This window comes from Streptomyces sp. NPDC058246 (assembly GCF_042881985.1).
In the GTDB taxonomy this organism is placed as follows: domain Bacteria; phylum Actinomycetota; class Actinomycetes; order Streptomycetales; family Streptomycetaceae; genus Streptomyces.
In genome coordinates this window covers 171,502-184,741 of record NZ_JBHVWZ010000016.1, presented here as the reverse complement: position 1 = coordinate 184,741, position 13,240 = coordinate 171,502, and the positions used below count along the sequence as shown (strand labels likewise).

The window sequence follows — 13,240 nt, the reverse complement described above, 5'->3', positions numbered from 1 at the left end:
GCGGCCCCCGCTGGTCCCCCCCCGGGGCGGCCCGGCCGCCGCCCCCCCGGCCGCGGCCCCCCGCCCCCGCCCCGCCATGGCGCCGCCCCCCCGCCCCCCCCCCCGAGGCCGTGGCTCGGACGGACGAATCGCCGAGGCCGTGGATCCGACGGACGGCTTGCCGACGCCGTGGGTCCGACGGACCACTCGTCAAGGCCGTAGATCCGACGTACGACTCGTCTTGGCCGTAGATCCGACGGACGACTCGTCAAGGCCGTAGATCGACGACGGCTTGCCGAGGACTCAGCCCAGGCCGCCGAGTTCGTGTGACACGGCTGGAGCCGGCGCGACGGGCCAAGGTCGCGCCTCAAGCCACCCGCGGCTCAGGCAACCACTCCCCAGCCCCAGCTCAAGCCACCCACTCGATCCGCGTCTTGATGTCATCCGGTGAAAGGGTGCCCTTGGCCGCCACATGGTCGCCCGACGACTCTCCGCGCAACCGTCGCCCGATCCACGGGACCAGGTATTCGCGCGCCCAGTGGATGTCGTCGCGCCGCACTTCGAAAGTGCCGCGCGGCGGCAGCGGCGGCCAGGGCTGGTCAGGGTCCGCCGGTACGTCGAGGCCGAGGACCTGACCGGCGCGGAGGGCGACCCGGGTGTGGCCCTCGGGTGAGAGGTGCAGGCGGTCGCCGTCCCAGGCACGGCGGTCCTGGATCGTCCTGAGCGACCACAGGTCGAGGACGGGACAGCCGTACCGGTCCGCGATGGCCCGCACATGGCCGTTGTACGTGGCGATCTTGCCGCGCAGATGCTTGAGCACGGGCACGCCACGCGTGTCGAAGCCGGTGGTCACCATGACGGTGCCGACGGCGGAGCTGAGTTCGGCGACGGCACGCTCGAAGCGCTCCGCGACCTCGTCGGGGTCGGTGCCGGGCCGGATGATGTCGTTGCCGCCCGCGCAGAAGGAGACCAGGTCCGGAGCGAGCTCCTTCGCGCGCTGGAGCTGGTCCTCGACGACCTGGTCGAGCAGTTTGCCGCGCACGGCGAGATTGGTGTAGTTGAAGTCGCCCTCGGGCCGTCGGTCGGCGAGAAGCACCGCGAACCGGTCGGCCCAACCGACGAAGGCCCCGTCAGGGCCGGGGTCGCCGACGCCCTCGGTGAAGCTGTCCCCCACCGCCACGTACGACCCGATCACTGATCTGTTGTCACTCTTCGAATCGTCTGCCACATCGGCCCATGATTCACCTTGCGATGTGAGCTACGCGACCGTAGGGAAGGGTTGACGGATGGTGAGATAAGCCACGCCTAAAGTGTTGTCCAATTCCGGAATAGCTCTCTGATCAGCGGCGTTGACGGAGCCGCTACACGGGGGAGTCCGCGATCCCGACGGAGCTCCACACGCCAGTGTTGGTGGCGCGCGGGATTCCGGTCGAGCGGGCAAGTACCTGGTCCGCGTGGGGAGTTGACAGTGGCAGGCCGAAGGCCGGACCCCGGGGATCGTGGGGTCCGGCCTTCGGAGACAGTACTGCCGGCAAGGGCAGGGAAAAGCAGGGGTGTCAGACGGCGACACCGTGCGAGCGCAGGTACGTGACGGGGTCGATGTCCGAGCCGTAGTTCGGCGTGGTGCGGACCTCGAAGTGCAGGTGCGGCCCGGTGACGTTGCCGGTCGCGCCGGAGAGGCCGATCTGCTGGCCGGCGGTCACGGTCTGGCCCGCCGAGACGGAGAGCGCGGACATGTGGGCGTACTGGGAGTACTGGCCGTCGGCGTGCTGGATGACGACCTGGTTGCCGTACGCGCCGCCCCAGCCGGCCGAGACGACGGTGCCCCCGGCGATGGCCTTGATCGTGGTGCCGGTCGGGACCACGAAGTCCACGCCGGTGTGGTAGCCGCTGGACCACATGCTGCCCGCCACCTTGTAGCCGGTGCCGACGGTGGCGCCCTGGACCGGCAGGGTGTAGCCGGAAGCGTTGCTGGTGGGCGCGGTGTTGGCGGCCTTCGTGGCTGGGGTGGCCGCCGTGGTGGCCGTGTCGGCCTTGGCGTCCGACGTCGTGGTCTTGGCCGACGAGGTCGTCGTCTTCGCGGACGACCGGGTGGCACCGCCGGACGCGGCCTTCTCGCCGAGCGTCAGCCGGAGACCCGGGTGGATCAGCGACGGGTCGCTGCCGATGGCCGAGCGGTTGTCGGAGTAGAGCTTCTTCCAGCCGCCGCTGACGTTCTGCTCGTCGGCGATCTTCGCGAGCCAGTCGCCGGCCCGCACGGCGTAGGTCTTCGTCCCGGCCGCCTTCTTCGCGGCGACGGGGGAGGCGGTCACGGACTTCCCGGCCTGCTGCGCGGCGGAGGCCGTCGGGGTCGTGGCGTGAGCGCCGGTGGCTCCCATCAGCGGCAGCGCGAGCGCGGCGCCACCGGTTCCGGCCACGGCGATCGAGCGGGTGAAACGCTGGGACTTGGGACGGCGGTGCTTACCCTTCGCGGGCATGACGAATTCCTCTCCGGCGCCTGCGAGGTGAGCTGTCGGGTGCGGACTGGAGATGTCCGGCCACGCAATTGCGCGGCTATACCCCTAGCCGTTCCGGGGACCGGAACAGGCGTGGTACCTGCGGGTCCCCCGCTCCTGCCGAATGCGGGTGAGTGCGGATTCCGGGCGGCGGCAGGATTGGGCGTCCGTCCGGATTGAGGCAGAACGTAAGCGAGATGAGAGCATCTCGCCAACCATGTGGCTTTTTCGTGCGTGCGCCTTTCTTGATCCATGCCGGAATTCCCGTCACCCTCCGTGGATCGACGATCTTTCCGGCCTTTCAACCGGCCCGGAAATTCGGGCGGATTGGCAAAAGGGGTTCGCAACGCATGGTCACGAATATGACGCTCCTCACGCACCTCGACCTACGGTGCTCTATTCCAGGGCCAGTTGGAATGAAGGCATTAATTCGGACAGAACAGTCACATGCGACACAGTCGGATAACTGCCGCATCGAGATCCCCGCACGACCCCGTCCGCAACTCACGATGGCAGTAACGCAGGGCGGTGCAATTCGCCCGTTTCGCGAGATTCGTACACCTATTTCGGATCAAGTCCGCGCAGCCGAAGCGGTGCCACCGGCTCGCCGAACCGCTGGGCCCTGGAGCCGGGCGAGGACGACGATCTCGTCGCCGTGGACGTACCGCACCGCACGGCCCGCCGGGCGAGCGCGGCCCGCTGCCCCTCGGAGATGTCACGCCTGTGGACAACTCATTGCCCCAGGTACCCATGTCGTATCGTCGAGAGCGCAACCCGTAGACAAGCGGCCGAACGGCCGGCGCCGCCGAGGGAAGCCCGGCAGCGCCGACGGCCGAAGGGGAGGAGCCCCAGTGACGCAGCAGGTCCCGTCGACCGAGCCCGAGCTGACCGGTGTGCGCAATTTCCGGGACGTGGGCGGCCTGCCCACCGTGGACGGCCGGCGCGTGAGGTTCGGGCAGTTGTTCCGCAGCGGCCACCTGGCGCACGCCACCGAGGAGGACGCGGCGTTCCTCGCCTCCCTCGGCCTGCACACGGTCTTCGACTTCCGCAATGCCTCGGACCAGAAGCTGGAGGGCCCGGACGTCGAGCTGCCGGGCGTGCGGAACGTGAATCTTCCGCTGACCGACCCGGCCGACGGCGCCGAGTTCTGGAAGATGGTCCGCGACGGCGATCTCGACCAGCTGCGCGCCCTCCTCTCGGACGGCAAGGCGGCGAACCGCATGATCGGTTCGTACCGCACGATCGTCAAGGAGCGCACGGCCGAGCACTCCCAGGTACTGCACGCCCTGGCCGAGGACAGCGTGCCCGCGCTGATGCACTGCGCGGCGGGCAAGGACCGCGCCGGCCTGTCGATAGCCGTGACGCTCCTCGCCCTCGGCGTCGAGCGCGACGCGATCGTGACCGACTACCTGGAGTCGAACGCGGCGCACCGCCGCTACAAGGTGCACCGCAGCAGCAGCTCCGCCTCCGCCTACTCCCCGGAGGCCATGGAGCTGCTCAGTCCGCTGTTCGACGCGCGCGCCGAATACCTGACGGCGGCCTTCGAGACGATCGAGGAGACCTGGGGCGGCGTCGACGCCTACCTGGAGCAGGCACTGCGGATCACGCCGGAGCTGCGGGAGCGGCTGCGCGAGCGCCTGCTGGACTGAGCCCCGCGGGGGCGTCTAGTGATTCTGGCCGCCCAGCGTGAACAGCAGGAAGATGAAGGCCGCGAAGAGGTGGCCGACGGCGATGTAGATGATCAGGCGGACCCACAGGGAGCGCGGGAACCGCTCCTCCATGGACCGTCTCGTGCCGGGTTCCGTGGGTTCGGTCATGATGTCTCTCCCGAGGTCGGGTGCCCCGTCGCCGGGCCGAGGCACAGCGCGGCGGTGGGGCTCTGCAGCAGGGTGTGTACGAAGAGGAGCTCGGCTCCGTCACGATCCGCGGCGGCGATGCGGTGCGGGGTGAGCGAGTCGAAGTGCGCGCTGTCACCCGGCGTGAGCACGTGCGCGGAGTCCCCGAGGCGCAGCCGCAGCCGCCCCCGAAGGACGTACAGCCACTCCTCACCGGGGTGCACGCGCACGATGTCGCCCTGCGAGCCGTGCGGGACGTGCACCCGCAGGGCCTGCATACCCCGGCCCGGGGCACCGGCCTGCGCATACGTCCAGCCGCCCGCCGCGGTCGGCTCCATGTCGGCGCCGCGCACGATCGCGTCCCGCTCGGCGACCGTCTCACCGAGCAGTTCCGAGACGGTCGTACCGTAGATACGGGCGAGTGCCAGCAGCATCGGCAGCGAAGGCTGACGCTGACCGGTCTCAAGGCGCGAGAGATGCGCGGGCGAGAGGCCGGCGGCGCGGGCCGCGGTCTCCAGGGTCAGCGAGGCACGGCGTCGCAGCTCACGCAGTTGCGGAGCCACGGACGGCAGTGCCTCGGCCGGCCCGGGCTCGGGCGCCGAACCGGCCGCCCCCGGCTCAACGGTGTTCATGCCTCCTATTGAGCCGCACAGTTGCCTGTCGGGCAAATTTCTTGCCTGAGAGACAAAAGGGCGGACCCGTGTCGCGAGCCCGCCCCCGGATCCGCCTACCACTCAGCGGTTGGCAACCGCCTGCTTCACCAGCGTCTTCCCGAAGTCCCACATCAGCCCGCCCCCGCTGTGCGCGTCATCCATCACGGCGGTGAAGGCGTCCACGAAGCGGTCGACGTCCGGCTCACCGATGACCAGCGGCGGGATCAGCTTGATCACCTCCAGATGGTCGCCGGAGACCTGAGTGAGGATGCGGTGCCGTTGCAGCAGAGGCACGACCACCATCTGCGCGAACAGGCCCTTGCGCGCGGCCTGCAGCATCGTCCAGCGGCTGCGCAGTTTGAGCGACTTGGGACGGCCGAACTCGATCCCGATCATCAGGCCCCGGCCGCGTACGTCACTCAGCAGCTCGTACTTGTCGACGAGCGCCGTGAGCCGGGACTTCAGCTGTTCTCCGGTGGCCCGGGCGCGGGCCACGATCTGCTCGCTGTCCATCACGGAGAGCACGGCCAGTCCCGCCGCCATGGCCTGGGCGTTCGAGCCGAAGCTCGCCGAGTGGACGAGGACCCTGTCCATCGACGAGTAGACCTTCTTGAAGATCCAGTCCTTGCCGAGGGTCGCGCCGACCGGCACATAGCCACCGGACAGCGCCTTCGCCACGCACACCAGGTCCGGCTCGACACCGTCCTCGTGCTGGTAGGCGTAGAAGTCCCCGGTCCGCCCGAGGCCGGTCTGCACCTCGTCCGCGATGAGCAGTGCCTTGTGCCGGTGGAGCAGCTCCTGGGCGCCGCGCAGATAGCCGGGCGGGGACTCGTGCACGCCCTTGCCCTGAATGGGCTCGACGATGAGCGCGGCGACGTCGCCTTTCTTCAGCTCCCGGGCCAGCGCGTCCAGGTCACCGAGCGGAACGGCGGTGTCGGGCAGCAGCGGGGCGAAGCCGTCGCGGAAGCCGTCCTCGCCGTTCACGGAGAGCGAGCCGGTGGTGAGCCCGTGGAAGGCGTGCGAGCAGTACAGGATCCGCGGTCTGCCGGTGGCGTACCGGGCGAACTTCAGCGCGGTCTCGACGGCCTCCGTTCCGCTGTTGCCGAAGAACACCCGGTCCAGGTGCGGGCTGTGGGTGAGCAGCTTCTCCGCCAGGAGTCCGGGCAGCGGCTGGCAGTCGAAGCGGGTGAGGTCGGCGAGCGAGGCGTCCAGGACGTCGTGCAGCGCCTGGCGGACGACCGGGTGATGGCGGCCCAGGCCCATCACCCCGAACCCGGCGAGCATGTCCAGGTAGTCGTTGCCGTCCGCGTCCCAGAAGTGCGCGCCCTCGGCCCGCTCGTAGACCTTGTCGAAGCCGATGGTGTGCAGCATGCGCGGGAGCTGGTGGTTCAGGTACTTGTTGTGCAGCTCGTAGCGCTCGGCTCCGCGCTCGGCGAGCAGCGCGCCGAGGTCGAACTCCCGCTTCTGAGCAGGGTCGTTCATTCCTGTTTCTCCTTGGACAACTCATCCATGGACAGCTCGTCCGCGACCTTGGACAGCTCGTCCTTGACGGCCAGGCCGGCACTGATCCGCCCGGCGATCTCGACGGGCGTGAGACCTATGTCGGCCAGCACCTCCCCGCGCTTGGCGTGTGCGAGGAACTGCTCCGGGATGCCGAACCTCCTTACCGGCACGTCGACTTCGGCGTCTCCGAGCGCCAGCGCGACCGCCGCGCCGACGCCGGCCGCCCGGCTGTTGTCCTCGACGACGGCGACGAGCCGGTGCTCGGCGGCGAGGCCGGGCAGCGCGGGGTCGACGGGTTTGACCCAGCGCGGATCGACGACGGTGCAGCCGATGCCGCGGGCTTCGAGCAGCTCGGCCACCTGGAGGCAGACGGGCGCCATGACACCGACGGCCACCAGGAGGACCTGCGGGATCTCCGAGGAGCGGTGCAGGACATCCAGTCCGCCGACATGGTCGACCGCCGGAATCGCCGGTCCCACGGACTCCTTCGGGAACCGGACGAGCGTCGGCGCGTCGTCGACGGCGACCGCCTCCCGCAACTGGGCCCGCAGCTGGTCGGCGTCGCGCGGCGCGGCGATCCTGAGGCCGGGCACCACCTGGAGGATCGACATGTCCCACATGCCGTTGTGTGACGCCCCGTCGACTCCGGTGACACCGGCCCGGTCCAGGACGAAGGTGACGCCGCAGCGGTGCAGCGCCACGTCCATCAGGAGCTGGTCGAAGGCGCGGTTGAGGAAGGTCGCGTAGACGGCGACCACGGGGTGCAGGCCACCGGTGGCGAGCCCGGCCGCCGAGACCGTGGCGTGCTGCTCGGCGATCCCGACGTCCCACACCCGGTCGGGGAACTTCTCGGCGAACTTCCCCAGTCCGACCGGATGCAGCATGGCCGCCGTGATCGCCACGACGTCCGCGCGCTCCTCGCCGATGCGCACGATCTCGTCCCCGAACACCGAGGTCCAGGAAGGCCCGTTGGAGGGTGCGAGCGGCTCGCAGGTCAGCGGGTCCATCACGCCCACGGTGTGGAAGTGGTCCTCCTCGTGCGCGAGCGCGGGCTCGTACCCACGCCCCTTCTCCGTCAGGCAGTGGATCAGGACCGGGCCGTGGAAGCGTTTCGCGCGGCGCAGCGCCGACTCCATGGCGCCCACGTCGTGCCCGTCGATCGGCCCCACGTACTTGAGCCCGAGATCCTCGAACATGCCCTGCGGCGCGAACGCGTCCTTGAAGCCCTTCTTCGCGCCGTGCAGCGACTCGTAGAGGGTGTGCCCGACGACCGGTGTGCGCAGCAGTACGTCCTTGCCCCAGGCGAGGAGCTGCTCGTAACCGTCCGTCGTACGCAGGGTCGCGAGGTGGTTGGCGAGGCCGCCGATGGTCGGCGAGTAGGAACGTTCGTTGTCGTTGACGACGATGATCAGCGGTCGGTCCTTGGCGGCCGCGATGTTGTTCAGCGCCTCCCACGCCATGCCGCCGGTCAGCGCGCCGTCGCCGATCACCGCGACGACGTGGCCCTTCTCCCCCTGCACCTGACGGGCTTTGGCGAGCCCGTCCGCCCAGCCCAGCGCAGTGGAGGCGTGGCTGTTCTCGATGATGTCGTGCTCGGACTCCTCACGCGAGGGATAGCCGGAGAGGCCGCCCTTGCCGCGCAGCTTGGAGAAGTCCTGGCGCCCCGTCAGCAGCTTTTGCACGTAACTCTGGTGTCCGGTGTCCCACAGGATCCGGTCGACCGGTGACTCGAAGGCCCGGTGGAGCGCGATGGAGAGTTCCACCACTCCCAGATTGGGCCCGAGGTGACCACCGGTCCTGGCGACCGCGTGCACCAGGAACTCACGTATCTCGTCGGCCAGTTCACCGAGTTCCGCCTCGGACAGCGCCTTCAGGTCGCGTGGTCCCCGGATGTTCTCCAGAATCGTCACGTCGGGCCCCCTCTCGGTCCGTGCTGATCAACTCACGGTGACGGCCGGTTCGCCGGACGCGACGCCGTCGTGCTCCATCTGTTCGGCGATCTTCATCGCCTCCTCGATGAGGGTCTCGACGATCTTCGACTCGGGCACGGTCTTGATGACCTCGCCCTTGACGAAGATCTGCCCCTTGCCGTTGCCGGAGGCGACCCCCAGGTCCGCCTCCCGCGCCTCGCCGGGGCCGTTGACGACGCAGCCCATGACCGCGACGCGCAACGGGACCTCCATCCCCTCCAGACCGGCCGTGACCTCGTCGGCCAGCTTGTAGACGTCGACCTGGGCGCGCCCGCAGGACGGGCACGAGACGATCTCCAGGCGCCGCTGCCGCAGCCCGAGCGACTCCAGGATCTGGATGCCGACCTTGACCTCCTCGGCGGGCGGCGCGCTCAGGGAGACCCGGATGGTGTCCCCGATGCCCTCGCTGAGCAGTGCCCCGAAGGCGACAGCCGACTTGATGGTCCCCTGGAAGGCGGGACCGGCTTCCGTCACACCGAGGTGCAGCGGGTAGTCGCACTGGGCCGCGAGCTGCCGGTACGCGTTGACCATCACCACCGGATCGTTGTGCTTCACCGAGATCTTGATGTCCCGGAACCCGTGCTCCTCGAAGAGGGACGCCTCCCACAGCGCCGACTCGACGAGCGCCTCGGGCGTCGCCCTGCCGTACTTCTGGAGCAGCCGTCGGTCGAGCGAGCCGGCGTTCACCCCGATGCGGATCGGAGTTCCCGCCTCCCTGGCGGCCCGCGCGATCTCCTTCACCTTGTCGTCGAACTGCTTGATGTTGCCGGGGTTGACGCGGACGGCCGCGCAGCCCGCGTCGATCGCCGCGAAGACGTACTTCGGCTGGAAGTGGATGTCCGCGATCACCGGGATCTGCGACTTGCGGGCGATGGTCGCGAGGGCGTCCGCGTCGTCCTGCGTGGGGCAGGCGACGCGGACGATCTGGCAGCCGGACGCGGTGAGTTCCGCGATCTGCTGCAAGGTGGCGCCGATGTCCGACGTACGCGTCGTCGTCATCGACTGCACCGACACGGGTGCCCCGCCCCCGACCGCCACCGGTCCGACCTGGATCCGCCGCGACTCTCGGCGTTCGGCGATCGGTCGGACCGGCACCTCGGGGAGGCCCAAGGAAACGGCGGTCATGTCGTCACCCGCGGCTTTCCGTGAAGGTCTCGCGGGCGGCGCGGATCGACTCCTTGAGGGAGCCCATGGTGGCGAGGACGGCGGTCGGCTCGTAACCGCAGTGCGCCATGCAGTTGGCGCACCGGTCGTCCTTGCCGCGGCCGTAGGAGTCCCAGTCGGTCTCCTCCAGGAGCTGCTTGTACGTCTGCACGTAGCCGTCGCTCATCAGGTAGCAGGGCTTCTGCCAGCCGAAGAGCGAGTAGCTCGGGATCGCCCACGCGGTGCAGGGGAAGTCGACCTTGCCCTCCAGGAAGTCCAGGAAGAGCGGGCTCTGGTTGAGCCGCCAGCGGCGCCGGTTGCCGCCCGCGAAGGCCTTCTTGAACAGCTCCCGGGTCTGCTGGACACCGAGGAAGTGCTCCTGGTCGGGGGCCTTCTCGTAGGCGTAGGCGGGCGAGAGCATCATCTCGTCCACCTTCAGGTCGTCATTGAGGTAGTTGAGGACCTCGATGATGGTCTGCGGGGTGTCGGTGTTGAAGAAGGTCGAGTTGGTGGTGACCCGGAAGCCGCGCCGCTTGGCCTCCTTGATCGCCTCGACCGCCTCGTCGAAGACGCCTTCCTTGGCGACCGACTCGTCGTGCCGCTCGCGCAGTCCGTCGATGTGCACGGCCCACGCGAAGTACGGCGAGGGCTTGAACTTGTCCATCTTCTTGCGCATCAGCATGGCGTTGGTGCAGAGGAAGACGAACTTCTTCTTGGCGATCAACTGCCGCACGATCTCATCGATCTGCGGGTGCATCAGCGGCTCGCCGCCTGCGATCGACACCATCGGCGCACCGGACTCCAGCACCGCGCCCACGGCCTGGGCCACGGGCATGCGCTGCTTGAGCACGCCCGCCGGGTGCTGGATCTTGCCGCAGCCCTCGCACGCGAGGTTGCACGCGAAGAGCGGTTCCAACTCGACGAGCAGGGCGAACTTGTCCCGCTTCCTGAGCTTCTGTTCAAACAGGTATGCAGCGACCTTCATGGACTGCCGAAGCGGCATGGCCATCTGGCTCACCTCCGAGGGAGCAGCAAAGAACGGTGCCATTCAAAGAAAGCGGGAAGGACGGCACGAAGAACACGGAAAGCCGATATTCCACCGCGCACTGTGCCGATACGGACGAGTTCATGTTCTGGAGCGTCCACGACCACCCGGACGGCCGCAACCGGGCGTGCGCCCGCACGGACCGCGCTGAGCAGCGTGGACGCCGATTCCATGTCGACCGCGATGGCGCCCGTCGCGAACAGATCCGACCGTTCGTGACCGCGGACGACGTGATCGGAGCCGGTGAGCGGCCCCGTGTGCACGGTGCGCCCCGGTACGGCACGCACCAGTTCCTTGACCAGCAGATCGGTGCCCACGCACGGGGTGTTCCCGCGCGGGTCCCGGGTCTCCTCGGCGACGACCAGGTCACCGGGGTGCATGCCCGGGGCGAGCCCCGCGCAGAACCCCGTGGCCAGCACGGCCGCCTCGCGCAGCGCCGGGTCGGCGAGGACCCGGGTGACCGAGCGCTCGGCCGCCTTGGGTCCCATGCCCGTACGCAGCACGGTGACGGGCCCGTCGGCCCCGGTGCGGTCGCCGGTGCGCAGGGCGAGGTGCTCGATGCCGAGCGCGCAGGCGATCAGCAGCGGGGCCGGATCGGGCTTAGTGCTCATCAACCCCCCTTGGCCTCGGAGAAGGGCTCGCCGTGGACGTACCGGCCGAGCGCGGTGAGCGGGAAGACCTGACGGTAGAGGTGGTAGTTGATCGAGAAGTCCCACGGGAACCCGGTCCCGGTGAAGTACGGCTCGTCCCAGGAGCCGTCCGCCAGCTGGGTCTCCGCGAGCCATGCGACCCCGCGCTCCACGGCCTTGGAGTCACGCTCCCCCGCCGCGAGGAGCGCGAGCAGGGCCCATCCCGTCTGGGACGCGGTCGAGGCGCCACGGCCGCTCCACTCGGCGACGTCGTGGTACGAGCGCAGGTCCTCGCCCCAGCCCCCGTCGTCGTTCTGCACGGTCTCCAGCCAGGCCACGGCGCGCCGGATCGCCGGGTGCGCGGCGGGCAGGCCGGCGGCGACCAGGGCGGGCACCACCGACCCCGTGCCGTAGACGTAGTTGACACCCCAGCGTCCGAACCAGGACCCGTTCGGCTCCTGGTGGGCGAGCAGCCACTCGATGCCCCGGCGGGTGCGCGGGTCGTGCGACAGCCCCTCGACCGCGAGCATCTCCACCACATGGGCGGTCACGTCGGCGGACGGCGGGTCGATCACCTCCCCGAAGTCGCAGAACGGCAGCCGGTTGGGGAACGCGCTGGTGTTGTCGACGTCGAAGGCGCCCCAGCCGCCGTCCTTGGACTGCATGCCGAGGTTCCAGCGCACCCCGCGCCCGATGGCGTGCTCGACGCGGTCCGGGTCGTGGTGCTTGACGCGGCGCAGCGCGAGGACGACCTCGGCGGTGTCGTCGATGTCGGGATAGTTGTCGTTGTGAAACTCGAACGCCCAGCCGCCCGGCGGCAGTTGGGGACGCTTCACCGACCAGTCGCCCGGGCGGACGATCTCCTCGCCGAGCATCCAGTCCGCGGCCTTGACGAGCTGCGGATGGTCGGCGGGGACGCCGGCGTCGGCGAGCGCGATGGCCGCCAGGCAGGTGTCCCACACGGGGGACTGACAGGCCTCGATCATCCGGGCGCCGTCCTCGCGCCACACGGCGAAACGGTCCAGCGACGCCAGCCCCTCGCGCATCACCGGGTGTTCGAGGTCGTAGCCGAGGAGGTGCAGGGCGATGACGGAGTAGACGGCGGGCGGCTGGATGCCTCCCCAGCAGCCGTCGTTCTCCTGCCGCTCGATGATCCAGCGCGCGGCCGTGTTCATCGCCGCCTTGCGCAGCCGGCGCGGCGCGACCTTGCGGTACTGGTGCAACGCCTTGTCGAGGCGCTGGAAGACGCCGTCCCAACTCGCCACCGGAGCAAGGGGCTTGACCGGGTTGGGCCGAAGGGAGTCGGTGTGCAGCTCGTCGAGCGGGAACGGCGCGGGCCGCACCGGTCGCTTCGCCGAGACGATGGTGAGCGGCACGATCGTCTGCCGCGCCCAGCAGCCGAAGTCGTAGATGTTGAGCGGCATCCACTTCGGGAAGTAGATGAGTTCCGGCGGGAGTTCGGGCAGGTCGTCCCACTTCCACCAGCCGAACAGGGCGAGCCAGATCCGGGTGAAGACACGGGCCGAGGCGATCCCGCCCCGCTCGCGGATCCACGCCGACGCCTTCGCCATGTGGGGTTCGTCCGGGGCGTCCCCGGCCATCCGCAGGGCGACGTACGCCTCGATGGTGGTGGAGAGTTCGCCGGGACCGCCGTAGAAGGTCGCCCACGCGCCGTCGTCGCGCTGTTCCCCACGGATGAACAGCCCGGCGGCGCGGGTGGTCGACTCGTCGCGGATACCCAGGAACTGACGGAGGAGCAGATCCTCGGCGTCCATCGTGACGTTCGTCTCGAGGTCGCCCTTCCACCAGCCCTGTGCGTCCTGCCGCGACAGCAGGAAATCGGTGGCGCGCTCCATCGCGCGCGTGGCGGCCTCTCGGGTCTCGACTGTCCCGGCCGCCGCGGGAGTCGTCTCAAGGTGTGTATCGCTGGCCGAGGCAGCGCGGGGCGGCAGGGCCCCGGTGCTTCCGTCGGTCGTCGCTGTCATGGC

11 protein-coding genes and 1 riboswitch are annotated in these 13,240 nt (G+C 69.5%); of the genes, 1 reads left to right on the top strand and 10 read right to left on the bottom strand.

All coding sequences use genetic code 11. The annotated features are described in order from the left end of the window. Positions 1–388: 388 nt before the first annotated feature. Positions 389–1,174, bottom strand: a complete 786-nt coding sequence (locus ACFVXA_RS23850) for an SGNH/GDSL hydrolase family protein (RefSeq protein ID WP_384025130.1) — start codon at positions 1,172–1,174, stop codon at positions 389–391. Positions 1,175–1,535: 361 nt separating this feature from the next. Further along, entirely contained in the window at positions 1,536–2,456 is a 921-nt protein-coding gene (locus ACFVXA_RS23845; protein ID WP_390026423.1) for a peptidoglycan DD-metalloendopeptidase family protein, read from the bottom strand. Between the two features lie 4 nt (positions 2,457–2,460). Then, a riboswitch (cyclic di-AMP (ydaO/yuaA leader) is annotated at positions 2,461–2,617 on the bottom strand. Between the two features lie 708 nt (positions 2,618–3,325). On the opposite strand from ACFVXA_RS23845, the gene ACFVXA_RS23840 reads away from it, so the two are divergent. Further along, positions 3,326–4,123 (top strand): tyrosine-protein phosphatase, encoded by a 798-nt coding sequence (locus ACFVXA_RS23840; RefSeq protein WP_390026421.1) that lies wholly within the window; start codon positions 3,326–3,328, stop codon positions 4,121–4,123. 15 nt (positions 4,124–4,138) lie between these two features. On the opposite strand, the gene ACFVXA_RS23835 is transcribed toward ACFVXA_RS23840, so the two are convergent. The 8 genes from ACFVXA_RS23835 to shc all read right to left on the bottom strand — a co-directional run bounded on the left by ACFVXA_RS23835 (position 4,139) and on the right by shc (position 13,237). Continuing rightward, positions 4,139–4,255, bottom strand: coding sequence for a DUF6126 family protein (locus ACFVXA_RS23835; RefSeq protein WP_362020463.1), 117 nt, complete (start codon positions 4,253–4,255; stop codon positions 4,139–4,141). Between the two features lie 32 nt (positions 4,256–4,287). Beyond that, positions 4,288–4,941, bottom strand: coding sequence for a helix-turn-helix domain-containing protein (locus ACFVXA_RS23830; RefSeq protein ID WP_390026419.1), 654 nt, complete (start codon positions 4,939–4,941; stop codon positions 4,288–4,290). A 102-nt stretch (positions 4,942–5,043) separates the two neighbouring features. Further along, positions 5,044–6,444, bottom strand: a complete 1,401-nt coding sequence (locus tag ACFVXA_RS23825; RefSeq protein ID WP_383746726.1) for an aspartate aminotransferase family protein — start codon at positions 6,442–6,444, stop codon at positions 5,044–5,046. Beyond that, positions 6,441–8,375, bottom strand: a complete 1,935-nt coding sequence (dxs, locus tag ACFVXA_RS23820) for a 1-deoxy-D-xylulose-5-phosphate synthase (RefSeq protein WP_390026417.1) — start codon at positions 8,373–8,375, stop codon at positions 6,441–6,443. Before dxs ends, ACFVXA_RS23825 begins: the two co-directional genes overlap by 4 nt. 27 nt (positions 8,376–8,402) lie before the next feature. Continuing rightward, entirely contained in the window at positions 8,403–9,560 is a 1,158-nt protein-coding gene (gene ispG, locus ACFVXA_RS23815; RefSeq protein ID WP_390026415.1) for a flavodoxin-dependent (E)-4-hydroxy-3-methylbut-2-enyl-diphosphate synthase, read from the bottom strand. A gap of 4 nt (positions 9,561–9,564) precedes the next feature. After that, positions 9,565–10,587: an adenosyl-hopene transferase HpnH gene (gene hpnH, locus ACFVXA_RS23810; protein ID WP_362020257.1), complete on the bottom strand. Its 1,023-nt coding sequence runs from the start codon at positions 10,585–10,587 to the stop codon at positions 9,565–9,567. 5 nt (positions 10,588–10,592) lie between these two features. Continuing rightward, entirely contained in the window at positions 10,593–11,234 is a 642-nt protein-coding gene (locus tag ACFVXA_RS23805) for a 1-hydroxy-2-methyl-2-butenyl 4-diphosphate reductase (protein ID WP_362020254.1), read from the bottom strand. Continuing rightward, the gene (shc, locus tag ACFVXA_RS23800) at positions 11,234–13,237 is read right to left on the bottom strand and encodes a squalene--hopene cyclase (RefSeq protein WP_384395837.1); all 2,004 of its coding nucleotides are present in this window, start codon (positions 13,235–13,237) and stop codon (positions 11,234–11,236) included. The genes ACFVXA_RS23805 and shc overlap by 1 nt, the downstream gene beginning before the upstream one ends. Between the last annotated feature and the right edge of the window lie 3 nt (positions 13,238–13,240).